The 15155-nt window shown below is 37.6% G+C and carries 16 protein-coding genes; all 16 read left to right on the top strand.

The features are described from left to right. Positions 1 to 62: 62 nt before the first annotated feature. The 16 genes from namA to AC3FI7_RS10450 all read left to right on the top strand — a co-directional run bounded on the left by namA (position 63) and on the right by AC3FI7_RS10450 (position 15081). The gene (namA, locus tag AC3FI7_RS10525; protein ID WP_142723107.1) at positions 63 to 1115 is read left to right on the top strand and encodes an NADPH dehydrogenase NamA; all 1053 of its coding nucleotides are present in this window, start codon (positions 63 to 65) and stop codon (positions 1113 to 1115) included. Positions 1116 to 1143: 28 nt separating this feature from the next. Then, positions 1144 to 1422 carry a DUF2752 domain-containing protein gene (locus tag AC3FI7_RS10520; RefSeq protein ID WP_142723108.1) on the top strand — a complete coding sequence of 93 codons (279 nt, stop codon included), beginning with the start codon at positions 1144 to 1146 and terminating at the stop codon, positions 1420 to 1422. A 262-nt stretch (positions 1423 to 1684) separates the two neighbouring features. After that, complete coding sequence (gene tssD / locus AC3FI7_RS10515) at positions 1685 to 2089, top strand: type VI secretion system tube protein TssD (RefSeq protein WP_142723109.1); 405 nt, start codon at positions 1685 to 1687, stop codon at positions 2087 to 2089. A gap of 147 nt (positions 2090 to 2236) precedes the next feature. After that, positions 2237 to 4168: a type VI secretion system Vgr family protein gene (locus tag AC3FI7_RS10510; RefSeq protein WP_142723110.1), complete on the top strand. Its 1932-nt coding sequence runs from the start codon at positions 2237 to 2239 to the stop codon at positions 4166 to 4168. 1 nt (position 4169) lies between these two features. Beyond that, positions 4170 to 4340, top strand: a complete 171-nt coding sequence (locus AC3FI7_RS10505) for a hypothetical protein (RefSeq protein WP_156121567.1) — start codon at positions 4170 to 4172, stop codon at positions 4338 to 4340. Between the two features lie 64 nt (positions 4341 to 4404). Next, positions 4405 to 5382 carry a DUF2931 family protein gene (locus AC3FI7_RS10500; protein WP_491461995.1) on the top strand — a complete coding sequence of 326 codons (978 nt, stop codon included), beginning with the start codon at positions 4405 to 4407 and terminating at the stop codon, positions 5380 to 5382. 31 nt (positions 5383 to 5413) lie between these two features. Then, on the top strand, positions 5414 to 6826 hold the full coding sequence (locus tag AC3FI7_RS10495; RefSeq protein WP_491461994.1) for a T6SS phospholipase effector Tle1-like catalytic domain-containing protein: 1413 nt from the start codon (positions 5414 to 5416) through the stop codon (positions 6824 to 6826). A 56-nt stretch (positions 6827 to 6882) separates the two neighbouring features. Then, positions 6883 to 7926 (top strand): hypothetical protein, encoded by a 1044-nt coding sequence (locus AC3FI7_RS10490; protein WP_343659358.1) that lies wholly within the window; start codon positions 6883 to 6885, stop codon positions 7924 to 7926. Positions 7927 to 7955: 29 nt separating this feature from the next. Then, positions 7956 to 8444, top strand: a complete 489-nt coding sequence (locus AC3FI7_RS10485; RefSeq protein ID WP_343659356.1) for a DUF4280 domain-containing protein — start codon at positions 7956 to 7958, stop codon at positions 8442 to 8444. A gap of 11 nt (positions 8445 to 8455) precedes the next feature. Next, on the top strand, positions 8456 to 11287 hold the full coding sequence (locus AC3FI7_RS10480; protein WP_343659354.1) for an OmpA family protein: 2832 nt from the start codon (positions 8456 to 8458) through the stop codon (positions 11285 to 11287). A gap of 5 nt (positions 11288 to 11292) precedes the next feature. Next, a complete protein-coding gene (locus AC3FI7_RS10475) occupies positions 11293 to 11892 on the top strand; it encodes a hypothetical protein (RefSeq protein WP_291895378.1) in 600 nt (199 codons plus the stop codon). Positions 11893 to 11905: 13 nt separating this feature from the next. Continuing rightward, complete coding sequence (locus AC3FI7_RS10470) at positions 11906 to 12556, top strand: hypothetical protein (RefSeq protein WP_343659353.1); 651 nt, start codon at positions 11906 to 11908, stop codon at positions 12554 to 12556. Further along, positions 12556 to 13116 carry a LemA family protein gene (locus AC3FI7_RS10465; RefSeq protein WP_232721003.1) on the top strand — a complete coding sequence of 187 codons (561 nt, stop codon included), beginning with the start codon at positions 12556 to 12558 and terminating at the stop codon, positions 13114 to 13116. The genes AC3FI7_RS10470 and AC3FI7_RS10465 overlap by 1 nt, the downstream gene beginning before the upstream one ends. Next, positions 13097 to 13465: a hypothetical protein gene (locus tag AC3FI7_RS10460; RefSeq protein WP_233334882.1), complete on the top strand. Its 369-nt coding sequence runs from the start codon at positions 13097 to 13099 to the stop codon at positions 13463 to 13465. The genes AC3FI7_RS10465 and AC3FI7_RS10460 overlap by 20 nt, the downstream gene beginning before the upstream one ends. Before the next feature lie 4 nt (positions 13466 to 13469). Next, a complete protein-coding gene (locus AC3FI7_RS10455; RefSeq protein ID WP_491461993.1) occupies positions 13470 to 14243 on the top strand; it encodes a hypothetical protein in 774 nt (257 codons plus the stop codon). 124 nt (positions 14244 to 14367) lie between these two features. Next, complete coding sequence (locus AC3FI7_RS10450) at positions 14368 to 15081, top strand: hypothetical protein (RefSeq protein ID WP_343659346.1); 714 nt, start codon at positions 14368 to 14370, stop codon at positions 15079 to 15081. Positions 15082 to 15155 lie beyond the last annotated feature (74 nt).

Genomic DNA, 15155 nt, shown 5'->3' with positions numbered 1-15155 from the left:
TTTAATGAAGTGGGCAATATTTTATTCTTCCCCTGAAAAGTTCAATTTTTTTAAGATTAAAAATGCTATACACACCAATAAAATTCAGAAATGTAGAGTTGAAAAACAGATGGGTAATGTCACCTATGTGTATGTATTCATGCGAAAACGGAGAAGCTAACGACTTCCATTTTGTACATTATGGAAGCAGGTCACAAGGCGGTACAGGCCTGCTGATCGTAGAAGCTACCGGAGTAGAGCCCAGAGGAAGAATCACCAATCACTGTATGGGAATCTGGAATGATGAACAGGCGGAGAAGCTGCAGAGAATTGTAGAATTTGTTCATAAAAACTCCGAAAGTAAAATAGGAATTCAGCTGGCCCATGCCGGAAGAAAAGGATCTACATGGAATAACATACAGATTTCTGTGGAAGAAGGCTGGGAAACTGTAGCACCAAGCCCTATTCCTTACCATCCGACGGAAAGAATTCCGCATGCACTGACTACAGATGAGGTGAAGGAACAGATTCAGAACTTTAAAAAAGCTGCAAAAAGAGCTGTAGAAGCCGGTTTTGATATTATTGAACTTCATGGAGCACACGGATATCTGATCCACCAGTTTTTATCACCACTTTCCAATATCAGGACAGATGAATATGGAGGGAGCTTTGAAAACAGAATCAGGTTTCTGATCGAAATTGTAGATGCCGTTAACGAAGAACTGAACGAAAATACGGCCCTTTTTGTAAGAATTTCAGGAACAGAATATGCTGAAAACGGCTGGGATATCCAAAGCAGTGTGGAACTGGCAAAAATTTTAAAAGAACACGCAGTAGACCTTGTTGATGTATCCAGCGGCGGAAATATCCATGGGGCAAAAATTCCTGTTTTTGACGGCTATCAGGTTCCTTTTTCATCACAGGTGAGAAATGAAGCAGGAGTGAACACCGGAGCAGTAGGTTTAATTACCAGAATAGAACAGGCTGAAGAAATCCTTCAGAAAGGAGATGCTGATCTGATTTTTGTGGCAAGAGAAATTTTGAGGAATCCTTATATTGCTGTTCAGGGATCTTTTGAAATGAAGGAAGACTGTTTCTTTCCTCATCAGTACACCAGAGCCAAAATCTCTTCTTAGTTCCCGGATAACTTTCAAAGCAACAGAAATGGATATCAACGACTTCATGCTTACCTGTCCCAGTAAAAAATTCCTGGGAGTAGAATGCCTGGGATGTGGTGCACAGAGAGCAGTCGTATTGGTATTTGAAGGAAAATTTGCTGAAGCTTTTCAAATGTATCCTGCGGTATATACCTTATTGTTGTTTTTTCTTACGCTGGGTTTGAGCTTTATCGATAAAAAAAGAAAATACAGTAATATTTTAATGATTTTGGTGGGAGTTAATCTTATTATTATGATCATTGGCTACCTATATAAACATTATTAATTAAAGATAAGAATAGTGTAAGTGTTTGATTTTAAACAGAAAATATAGAATGTATCTTATTTTGTATTTTGATTTAAAGAGAATTATTTAGAAAAATTTCAATAAAAAATAAAATTTGTTAGATTAAAATTCTTGCTTTGTTTTGTTGTGCTGAATTTTGGAAATGTCGTAGAACTACTACAATTTATGAAACAGTGCCACAAAAACTTTTTAAATTAGAACATGAAGTCTATCTTTGTTATAAAGATTTAAATTTAAGAATATGGCAGGAAATTCAAGAGGAATCTTAAAATTCAATGGAGGTGAAGGTCAGAAGCTATTAAAGCTTAACTACAGTGTATCAAGAGCTACAGATGTTTCCGGACGTGTAGCATCTGATCCGTCAAATGCATTGATCAAAGTAACAATTGAAGCAACAGAAAAATCTGATATTTTAGAAAGCTTATTGAACAGCAAATATAAACCTACAAGCGGGGAGATCAATTTCAACAAATCTCACGAAGAGGGTACCCTGATTTCTCTGAAATGGGAAAACGGATATGTTATCCAGCATGAAGTGGACTTTGATGCAATTGACAGTAATAATATGCTGATTAGCTTCGTAGTGAGCGCTGAAAGTATCATATATGGAAATTCATTTTATGACGGACTTTGGCCGATGAGCTAAGTCTTTCATGAATAAAAAATAAAAGACTGTCCTTATAAGACGGTCTTTTTTACCTTAGACTATATTCTGCGGGATCTTTTGTTTATGTTTTTAAACTCCCGTTCTGTTGAATAACCGTTTAGAAAATTAATCAAATCACTAAAAAATATGTCAAATACACCTGGAAAATTACAAGCGGCGTCTTTTCGTCCAACGCAGAATGCAGATGGTATTTCCGAAAACCATCATACAGGTATTAACCGTTTGGTAAAGCTTTCCCTTGTTATAGAAGGTAAAATTATCAAATATTACAAACATTTCAGGCTTAAGCAAAGTACAAGACGACATCATGAATTCACACTGACACTGGCACATGATACCCTGGGAGACCGACAAACCCACTCACTGGAAGAAGCCAATAAGTTTCTTGGAAAAAGGCTTACAGCAGTGATTTCCTATAAAGATATAGACAACAGCCCTGAAAGAACATTTGTAGGAGTGATTACCGGAGTAGGGTTCAGTCAGGAGCAAATGAGCCTGGGAAATATTGTGCTTACAGGATACAGCCCTACCATTCTTCTTGACGGGGCACCTCATATTCAGAGTTTTGGAGGCTCCCAGCCTGTTAACATCGGAATTATTGCTGAAGAAGTCATCAAACAGGGGATTGATAAAAGCCGTTTTGATATCAGGATAGATGCCAATAACTATTCTCAGATCATCTACAGCAGCCAGTACGATGAAACCCATTATAATTATCTGGCCAGAATGGCTGAAGCATATGGTGAACAGTTCTTTTATGACGGAGAAGTTTTACATTTCGGAAAACTTCCGGCTCAGAATAAACCCATTACCCTTACTTACGGAAGCAGTGCCAATGATATTAAAGTTGAGCTGAAAGCTGTACACACCAAGCCGCAGTTCTACGGTTATAACAGCAATAAAAATGAAAAGCTGACTTCAGGGTCAACGCCGATCAAACATGTAAGTGACCTTGCAAAAACAGCATACAGCCATAATGAAACTATTTATAAAACACCTGCTTTGCAAATAGCTCCTATTAAAGCAACCACACACCTTGATGTTGAGTACTCTCAGAAAAGTGCTTCGGGAAGTGAAGCAGTAAATGTTTTTTCCGTTTCAGGAAATACAACGGTTCCGTTTCTGCATCCAGGCTGTGTAGCAGATGTACAGATGCGTAAACAGGATTCCAATGAAACCTCTTATTTCACCAGAATCATGATTACGGAATCAGAGCATGAAATCGACACCAGAGGGCATTACAGTGGAAGCTTCGTAGGTATCGCAGCGGATACTGGATTTCTTCCAAAGCCGGAATTTACCATTCCCAAAGCTGAGCCACAGACAGCAACTGTTATTTCCAATACGGACCCGGAAGGACAGGGAAGAATACAGGTAAGATTTGACTGGCAGACGAATGACACCACTCACTTTATCCGTATGATGAGCCCTGATGCAGGAGGAACAGACCAGATTACCCAAAACCGTGGCTATGTGGCTATTCCCGAGGTGGGAGATCAGGTGATGGTCAATTTTGTGCACAGTCATCCGGACAGACCTTTTGTAATGGGAGGAATGTTCCATGGAGGAATAGCCTTGGGAGGAGGTGTCAACAATCACCTGAAGTCTATTCAAACCAGAAGCGGGATCAGAATTCTAATGAATGATGAAGAGGGAAGCGTGACGATTCTTGATCCGAGCGGCAACACTTATTTCATGGACGGACAGGGAAATATCAGCATGAAAGCTCCTAAAAATTTCACCTTGAATGCAGGTGACAATATCAATATCACAGCAGGAAAAGAAATTTCTATAGGGGCAGGAGCAAGCATTACCAGTACCGCAAACGATAATATTGTTTCCATTGCAGGAAAAGATATGAAACTTACGGCTTCGGGAGACATTACAGAAACTTCCGATACCAGAACAGAAATGATTGAAAAAGAATTCAAGAGACAGTCTGAAACTTCCAATGAAATTGCAGGGGAAATTTCCATGTTCAGCGAGCTGGAAAATATGACCATGCAGAGTGGAAAGATCGTAGAATTCAACAGTGCTGAAAAATCAAAACTTTTCTGATATGGCAATTATAAAGACAGCAACCAATCTGCGCATCACAGTGAAAGATACTTATCATCTGAGCGTTGGAAAAAAGGTTGAAAAAATAGCAAAGAAAATCAATGTGGAAGCACATAAGGAAAATCTGGTTTTAGCAAGTAACAAGAAGATTATGTCCCATGGCCATAAGTAAATATAACATACTGATTCTTTTTATTATATGCTGTTTCTCATTAACGAATTGTCAGAATAAAAAAATGGAAGAAAAATACACATGGCTGGGAACCGTTTCTGCTCCGCAGGAATATCCCATGGAAGTATATGAAGGAGCTATTATTGCCAATGATTTCACTTATGCCTTTGATGCCATCTGGGGAACACAGAATACCGGATGGGGTAAAGAAGGAGGTACCATGAACGTAACCACCGAAAGAATGAATGCTCCTCATAAGCTGGAATTCACATGGTATTCCTTAGTGGAGAAAAAATTTTACACCGGAAAATGGGAACTGGATAAAGAAAAGATCAAAAAACTTTTGGATGAGGGATTCGTAGACCAGGACACAAAAAAGAAAGCTACTTACCATTCTTTTGTGGTAGGATTGGCTCCGAAGGGAAGAGTAGTGCTGTGGATGAAAGGTGCTGGAAATCAGAAGGAAGTGGGCGCTTTCCAGGCACATGATACTGTCATTACCAAAGAAAAAGCATATGACAATGCCCAATACATGCTGAAAGAAGGCTTTGCAGACAGAATGCTGAAAGATCCGTCCTACAAAACATTCAAGCCGGAAGTTCGTGAGAAAATTGAAAAAGAAGGATATCCTGATGCAGACATTTATAATGTATACAGAGAAAGATACAACTGGAAACCTTCCGTAATTCTCCCGGAAGGAGCCACCTGGATCGATTTCGGGTTTACCAGCTATAACGGAGAACAGGAAAATCTTTTTGATCAGAGTTTAAAAGATAATACATACAAAAGCAGAGCTATACCAAAATTCTGCGGTTTTTACTGGAAAGATAAAAACAACAACAGGTATGCGGTATGGATAGACGCTTTTGATGACAAAGAAATATTTGATTTGTTTCAGAAAACAGGAAAAGACAAAAATATTGATCTGACCATTAAAGTCAATGAAGACAATACAAAGGTTTTGATATCCATTGACTCTGAAAAAGACAAACTTCCGGTAACCAAAGCAAAAATAAGAGTATCTCAAAAGATAGAAGAATAGGTTTCATTCAGTCAATTTAAAAACAAGAACTATGCACAATAATCAATTTGGAAGCTATACACCAACTGTATCCAAAGAGGAGGTACTGGATATTACCATTGGGATTTTTTTTGACGGAACCCTGAACAATAAAACCAATACAGACGAAAGAAAAAATAACACGGATGCCCATAAAAAACATGGTGGAAAATCATCAGACAATACAAGCTACAACAATGACTGGAGCAATGTAGCCCGTATGTGGGACAATTATGATAAAAACTTCGGTATTTATATAGAAGGTATCGGTACACAGGATAAAGAAGGAGATGCTACGCTGGGATACGCTTTCGGAACCGGAGAAACCGGGATCAGATCAAAAGTGAGAAAAGGCTGCGAGGAAATCGTAAAAAAGGTGAAAACCATTAAAGCAGAAAAAAAAGCTGATAAAATCGCAGTTCTTACCTTTGATGTGTTCGGATTCAGCCGCGGAGCTGCCGCTGCCCGTAATTTTGTATATGAAATAGGAAAAGCAAAATATAAAGCTACCGCACGTACCATTTCCAATGAAGCTGCTACAGTGACCACTTATTCAGATGGTGACGGTAAAAGTGTAGAAGGGGAAGAGCTTCCAAAATGGGGACATCTTGGCCTTAAGCTCGAAGAAGCAGGATTAAAGGTAGATGTCTTAAAAGTAAGATTTCTTGGAATTTATGATACCGTTTCTTCTTATTCAAAATACCTGTCACCAATGCCCAATTTCAGCAATGACGTAGAAGAATTGAGCCTGAATGACATCGGAAAAGCCCAGACTGTCGTTCACTTCATTGCAGAAAATGAACACAGAGAAAACTTTGATCTCACAAGAGTACATATCGGAACTGAAAAAACATTCCCCGGTGTTCACTGCGATGTAGGAGGTGCCTATGAAAACGGACAGGAAACATGGGAAGAAGTTGAAACATCGTGGACAACCAGTACGAAATTGCAGGCATTAAAGACAGAACTTGAAAACGAAGGATGGTACCAAAAAGGTGAACTCACCATTACTCCGGGATTTTACCTGTCATTGAAAGGCTCACGCTATCTGCTGAAAACATTCAGTTACATTCCTTTACATTTTATGGCAGAATATGGTATAGGTAAGAATCTTCCCATAACCATGAAGAAGCTGACAGATGAAAAATATTCCATTTCGGATGATCAATTTTTAATAGGAATAAAGGAACGTCTCAGATCTTACGTCATGGGAGACGGAAAGCCATACTCTTTCAGACATTATAAAGAACTGCGTGACGCCTATGGAGGAAACCAAATCCCGGAAAACCGCCAGGAGGCTTATCAGAAAGAAGTAAAAGAACAGGATGATTTAAGAACGCTTCGCCATAAATATCTTCATTGGTCAGCCAGAAGAGAAGGAATTGGTATGGATCCGAGACCAAACAGAACAAGAGTTATCCATTAGAATTAAATTTTAAAAAGATACCATACAAAGAAAGAAATTGAAGCAGGAACATTTTTATGCAGGAATATAACATACATACCGTTCAGAAAGATGAAACTTTAAAAAGTATAGCCTCGCTGTACGGATTGGATAAAGACGCATTAAAACTCTTCCACAACAACCATTGCGCTGTTAAGGATATGATCCTGATCAACCTGAACGGGCAGAAAGAGCTTTTTATTCCGAGAACTGCAGTTGCAGATAAAAACCTTTTGGTGAAATTCGGAAAAGGAAACAGCCTTGTCCTTCAGCCGGAAGCTTCAGTGCGAAGATACAGTGTCGTCATTACCATTGAAAAAGGAGAAGATAAAAGCGAATTAAAATATGAAACATCTGTTCGCTGGCTGAAAACAGAAAAAGGAAATCATTTTTTTGAGATAGACAGAACATCAAACCTTTATCTCAATGAAGAAGAAGTAAATGAAATTGCCGATTTGCTGGCTTACAGAACATCTAAGGTTTTATACCCGTTACAGATCAGCACCAATGAACATGGGAAATTTGAAGCCATAGAAAATGCTGAGGTGTTTTTGAAAAGATGGTCCGCTGTAAAGGAAGAACTGTATAAAGAATTTGATGGCGAAACCGTAGACGAATACTGCGGAAAGATTGAAAAAGTAATCAGCCGGCCTGAAGCCATCGATCTTTACCTGAAAAATGATTATTTCATCCGTACTTTGTTTTTTGGAATATACCAAAGCTATGGTCCAGAATATAAAACTGAGATGATAACAACCTTTCCTGTAGTAGATAATGCTATTGAACCTGGATATAAAATCACGCTGGAAACAGATCCGCTGAAAGGAGAAACCGGCCTGATTACGGTAGAAGGATCAGGAAAGTTATATGAAGAAAGAGACATTGATGACTTTATAAGAAGATCGCCCTTTTCATTGATTATAAATGATGCACCTGTAATGAATGAAGACGGAACCTTCAGAATAATAAACTATATGAAAGAAGAAACTTCACTTCCGAAATCTCTTTATCTGGAATGCAGCATTATGCTGCAGGAAGAAAAAAAGATTTCAGTATCCGTTTCAGGAATTGATGAAAACTAAATTACCATTTCACTAAAGATAAAATTAATATGGCAGAAAAACATATTGTAGTACAGGGAGCTCTATGCAAATGCCAGTTCGGACAGGTTCCGGACAAGCTGAAAGTACTTACACACCAAAAAGAATATGCCAATGATAAAAGCGCTTCCAAAAAACTGATCGTTACCACGAAAGAAATAGGAGGAGCCACATTTGAAAAAAATACATTCGGAAACTGTACCAAAATGGGTAGCCCGCCGCCGCCATGCAAAATTATGGTCACAGAATGGCAGAACTTTTATGATAAAGTACAGCTCAGCAATGGCGGATATATCATTGTGGAAGACAGCAAGGCAGTATGTGCTGTTGCCGGTACTCCATGCATTGAGATTATAGACCATGGACAGCGCGCTGAAGCCAGCCAGCAAAATTTTAAAAATGCCGACAAAGATGTTCAGCAGCAGATTAATCCGCTGGTAGATTCCGAAGAAATGTATAATGAGCAGCCTTCAGGAGGAGGGCAGGATGGTGCAATCTAAATGATCATACAATGGCAAAAGGCATAAAAAAAATAAAGGTTACAAGTGGATTGTATTATCCCAAAATGTCTGTATTAGGACAAAGGATTACCATAAAACCGGACCAGTGGGTGTACTTTGGCGTTGAAGAGTGGCTGCCGGGCACTACAGATGCAGATAAAAAGAAACCTCTGACCTGGATGAGACAGGACAGCAACAGGCAAAATATTGTCAATCAGGTAACCTCTGCTACCGGGTATAAGTTTTTAATAGACAAACAGTATTGCGGAAGCTATCACTTTTATATTGAAGCCAGCCTTTCAGGCGTCAGAGATAAAAAAAATAATACAGGAATATTTGTAAGAGGCTGGTGTGAGCCTAAAATTGTGAGCAGCAAATGGTCTACACAGAAAAACAGCAAAAGCATTAAAAACAATAAAAAAGTTGATTATATTTCCTATGGACATATTGTTCATCTGAACCTCATGACGGAAGGCCTGAATGGAAATACAGTCATTATTGAATTGTGGAATCAGCAGTATGCCAAAAAAGATAAGCTGGTACATGTATACAACAATGTAAAGGTCATAGATGGTGAGGTAAATCTGAAAATAGAAAATACCTTTGCCTGGATGGCATATGTGGACAACATCCAGAATGTAGAGGAATTCTATGTTAAAGTGAAAGATGTAGCATCCAAACAATACATTAAAGATAAGCTTGGCGATGATCTTCATGCCATCTATCTGAATGTAAAAAATAAAATTGCCACTACCAATACCAACGGAGCCCAGAACCAGACACCGACTAAAGTTTATAAGCCGGATGTCAACTCTGTAAGACTCGAACCCTGTAAATTTGAAGTGATCAAGATTACTGAAAATGAAACAAAGGACGGCAAAGCCAGCAACACAACCGTTAAAGTCTTTGATAACGGGAATGGGGTCAAACTGATAAAATCCGCCGCTTTACAGGAACATATTCAGAGAACCATCTATTATAAGTTTGACTCTACAGTTATTGATAAAGACGGGGAAGCCGTCCTGAATAATGTGCTCAAATTTCTTCTTGAACACAAAGATTCCACAATGAATCTCAGTGGCTATGCCTGCGTTATAGGAAAAGAAAATTATAACAAAGGGCTTTCGCAAAGAAGAGCTGATGTTGTCAAAAAATTCTTTGCAGACGGAGGGTTAGATCCAAGAAGAATTATCTCAGTAGGAAAAGGGGAAGCAGATCCCACCGATGATAAAATGGGAAGAGATAATATCAAATACAAAAACGAGAAAGACTACGAAAATAACCGTAGAGTAGATATTTCATTTATATTCAATGCCCATGATGCACAGACTATCAATTATGAAGTAACCGCACCAAGTGTTTCTACAAAGAAAAATCTGACTATTGACGTTACTGGCTTTGAAACAAAGGAATGTTTCAGAGACAGTAAAGGAAAGCACAAAAAACAGATACAGATTGTAGATGTAGGGCAGGCAATAGATAAAGGAGACACGGTAAAGACATTTACTACGCCATCATTTAATTATGGAGTATACTCAGATTTATCACAATTTGATGCTTTTCCTATACAATATATCTGGCCGATGTGGGCCACTCCCAACCAGTTCCATCTTCACGCACATACCTGCAGGTATTTTAGCAATGAAAAGAGAACAACCGTATTAATCAAAGCCTACCCGGACATTAAATGGACACTCACTTTCTTCGTTAATCTTACCAATGAACTGAGTGTGAAATGGCAGAATCAGCCAGCGGCAAAACATAAAGACCTACAGGCTAAAGCCGGTAAAATAGGTGCTGAAAGAAGATGGAAACAAAAGGATGCTTCCTTCGGATTCAGTCTGAAAAGTGAATGGGAAAAGAACAGAAGCGGTAGTTTTCAGAAAAGTAAAGAAGTTAAAGGAGAATACGAGACAAAATTCAAAAAGCTTTATGATCTTTTCGGCTCAATGGGAGCAATGTCTGACGGTATTACGAACAAAACTAAAGGACAGGTTAGAAATATAGGTTTTAAAGGTCTTCCGGTAACTTTTGCCATTAAACCACCTAATATCAATCTTAAAGGTGAATGGTGTTTAGAAAGAGCCAAACAGAAAAATACAGAAATTGAAAGATTAGGAACAAAGGTTGATATATCTTTTAATGCAGAACCCCTGATAGGATTAGAAGTTACAATAGACCTCCTTTGTACAGCTGTAGGACTGGTGGCAGGAGCTGTGAGTGGTGGAACCGCAGCACCAGGTGCTGTAAGGTTGTATGGAGTGATCAAAGACCGGATGAATACAGGAGTAGAGTTTGGAAATGATGATTTCGGAGCTAAACTGAGTTCAGATGTTTACATTGATCTTGTTATTTCAAGTGAAATCAAAACATCAATTGGTTTTTCATTCAACACTGTAAGCGAAAAAAATGATAAGCAAGGAAAAATAGAAGCCAAAAATACCCTTAAAATTGAATTAAAAGCAGGGGTTTGGGCAAAAGCAGAAGCCAATCTTGTTATTGTGAAAGTAGAAGGATATTTTGAAATGAGCGGAAAGGGATCAGCTTCCATTACATTCGGGCATGGTGTGAAATTTGATGATAAAGGATTAAATTACCGCCCGGAATTAGGATTTGATGGACTCAACGCTGAATATGTGATCAAAGGAAAAGTAGGAATGTCTGCAAAAAAGAAAATACCTAGAGGGGGCAATAAAAAACCGGCAGAACTTAAAGGAAGTTCAGAAGACGAAGGTATTATCGCAGAAGGGAAATTTAACGAAATTGTACCTAAATTTGATGTCATCAAAAGTCTTGAAGAACTTTTCGGGTTCAGTGCCGATATTCCGTTAATAAGAAATTAGATCATATGAAAAAGATAGTTTTAATAATTTTGTGTTTTATCATGTTTGTATCATGCCAGTCACAACAAAAGACAGATCTGGAAAAAGTAGATTTTTCCAAAGGATATAAAGAAGTTCTGAAAGATACCAAATATCAGACAGAAGCGAGGGAAATTGTAACTACATTGCCTGTAGCTTATACCAAAGATGTTTCCGGATATAAATTCGGAAATATATCGTTTCCGGAACACAAAGAAAATAATGTAAAAAGCTCCACCGTAGGATTACTCATTAACAATACTACAGAAAGGCTTACCAAAGGAGTGAAAATAGAACTGGAAGATACTGCCGCAGGTAACGATCTTCTAGCCTATCTCAAATCACAATACAAAAATCCTAAAGTTCTTGCAGGAGTTCCGGCAAAGAACAGTGAAGGTAAAATATTGGGAAATGCAGCCTATGCCTGGGATCTGAAAGGTAGAACAATGGTATTGGTACAATATTATGAATATACCAATAATAAACCCAATACTTCCTCTGTTCTCTATATTGTAGACAATCAGGTGAAGACAGCAGACGGGCAGGAAACAGCAGCAGCACACCTTCTGAAAACGTATACTTCATAGCAGATTATTATTGATGGATAATTATGATTATTATGCAGAAAAAGTAATTACGTATTTACCGTTAGTTATACTTTCTGTCATTGCAGTTATTTTACTACTTCCTAATTCTAGAAAAAGATTTTTAAGAATTCAGGCATCATTACCCACATCCAAAATAAAATCTGTGGCCATGGGGCTGGTAGAAATTCAGGGAAAACTTATTATGAAAGAACCTTTGATTTCACCCGTTGCGAGAGAAGAATGCATAGGATATTATTATACAATTGAAGATGTAACCAGAGATAAAGAAGGGAAAAATTCTTATACAACAATTCATAGAGAAACCCAGTGCAATCTCTTTCTGATGCAGGATGATTCAGGAACCATTGAAATACATCCCGAAGGCATAGAATTGATATTAATCGAAGAAACCAATGTAAGTTATAACGGACAGAAAAGATATAAGGAAACATTGCTTAAATCCGGCCAGGAAATGCTTCTTGTGGGAGCTGCCGACTCAAGAAACGGAGAAGCTTTCATCAGAAAAGATACAGGGCATAAGCTTTTAGGAATTACCACTGTTGCAGGAATTTCAGTCTGGAATAAATACCAGCCCCTGTTGAGGTCATTTATTGTCACCTGTATCGTTATACTTATCGTAATGATTTTAATCTTATCACAATAATGAATCAAATTGTAGCAATTGTTATCGCCGTATTTCTTATCGTGGCCATCGTGGCTTTTTTCATTAGTTTGTACAACAAGCTTGTCATGCTGAAATTCAATGTAGAAAAAGCGTATGGGAATATAGATGTTATTTTGAAGCAAAGAGCAGACGAAATTCCTAACCTTGTCAATGTTGCCAAACAGTTTATGGCACATGAAAAAGATCTGCTTACCAAACTGACAGAACTTAGAACTTCCTATAACAGCACCAATGATTCCGACAGAAAAACAGAGCTTGCCAATGAGACATCAAAAGCACTTTCATCATTTTTTGCTGTTTCAGAAAACTATCCCAGCCTGCTATCAAACAATAACTTTCTGGAACTGCAGAAAAGAGTTTCCGGACTGGAAGATAAAATAGCAGACAGAAGAGAATTTTTCAATGACAGTGTAAACCTTTACAATATAGGAATTCATGAATTTCCCAATGTTATATTGGCAAAAATACTTGGGTATAAGGACAAAACCCTATTAGACATTTCAAATCAGGAAAAACATTATGAAGGCGTTCAGTTTTAATACATTTTTCGGATATGAAAATATACTGATGGAAAAACCCGAAATTGTTTTGTTCGGGGCGATGCTTCTTCCTATAGGACTGATTATGGTGGTGAGTATCATAGGATGGATGTTCAGGAAACTGAAATTCAATATGTATATCATTCAGGCAATACTCTATACCTTGCTTTTCACCTTCTTTTTTGGAACGGTTACCATGCTCATTCTTTTTTTCATAACAGATAAAAACGGAGTTAAACTTGCGTGGTGCTGGAGCTCTATTTTCCTTGGAATGTTCTGTTTTAGCATCATCAATACCAATACCATCAGTAAAATGTTTACAGACTGGTCTAAAATCATTAAAAACTAAAATTATGATACAACAACCCTATTATATGATCGATTTCAGTGCATCAGCCTGTTTGTTTGAAATAAGGATTAATGATTATCCTGTGATTCATATGAATGTTGAGGGACAGGTTGCCACCAATATTCCGATCAATTTTGCCATATTGAAAAGTGGTGTTCAGACGATATCAGCAAACATTTTACCTAATGTTGGCGATGTACAGCTGCATCCTAAATCAGAACTGAAATTTAATGTCAAACTTTTTGATGTGGCTAATGATTTTGTTTTTGATAAACAGTTTGGAGACTATCATTCAGAGGCTATTGAAGACAAAAAGAAACAGGTTATCAAACATGTTGGCTCCTTTAAAGCAGAAGTTCCTTATCAGCTTTCGGCATGGCAGAACGGGAGAAACCTGCAGGACATTAAAGACGGCAGAAAAAAACTGGAGAAGGCTTATGATCATATATCAAGATTAATAAGGGAAAATAAATTTGAAGATTATAAGAAATCAATTTCCAGAAGGGAAGAAAATATGGCTGCTTCTATGTATCTGTCAAAAGCAGAATCGGAAGAACGCTTTACTGATCTTGTAAAAGATTTCAAGTCCGGATTTAAAATACAGCCTGTTTCTAAAGATGCCGTTATGTTTGTATGTGCAGAAAATAAAGTCGCTTTTTTAAAAAAGGCAAACGGAGAATCTGCTTTATATCTGGAAAATCCTGAAACAGAAGAAGAACTGATGCTTGATATTTCATTTTATATACCTGAAGGAAAGGAAGAATTTGAAATAATATAAGCGTTTTATATTCATACAAACAAATAGGAATTTGAGGTTAAAAATGAATAAAAAAACGTTTTCCGGATACTTGAATCCTGTTTTTTCTGTTTATTATTGATAACCGGACACTAACACTAACATTATGAAAAAACTGAAATATGTATTAATACCAGTAATCTGCCTGAGTCTTGCATCATGCGGCCAGCAGAAAAATAAAGAAAGTGAGTCTTTGGTTGAAACAGCGGGAAGTACCCAGACTGAACCATTCAATCTTGCCAAGCTGAAAGCAGGACAAAATATTAATGAAATTTTAAAATCTGCCGGAGCAACAGAAAAAGAAGCTGTACGTACCAATGAAGTTACCCTGATCGGAAATGAAAAACTGGCTTTTTCATCAAAAGAATTATTACACTTTAATGGGATAGATCTGGAAGGAAAGAATCATAAAAATACGAATAAAGTCATTTTACATTTCGGAAAAGTAGATCAGGAAATAGGTCCGCTTGCCAATGAGAAAGAAGACGAATTAGGAATGTATCAGCTTGATATCTATACTGAACAGGAAAAGACAGCACTCTTTGCCAACTTAAACAAAACACTTCAGAAACCCACTTTTGATACTATTCATGAAGGTTTTGAATCAGAGGTGAAAGATGATGTGATCATCCAGACTCATAATAAGCTCATCCAGGAAGTGGCGATCTGGAGAAATAAAGATATGCTTTACTACTACTGTGAAACCAAAATAGATAACAGACCTGATGAGTACCGCTGTAACCTCTTTGTGTTCAAAAATAAAGAATGGAAAGACCTTCTGAAAGGATCAGGATATCCATATCTTGATAAAATTCATTGAATTAATTTAAAACAAAAAATAACACATCCGTTTAGTCAAATCAGCCTCCTGATTCCGCTTCGCCTTCTAAAATA

Source organism: Chryseobacterium sp. TQ-BC-N36, assembly GCF_058382295.1.
This window is presented reverse-complemented; position numbering and strand designations above follow the sequence as displayed.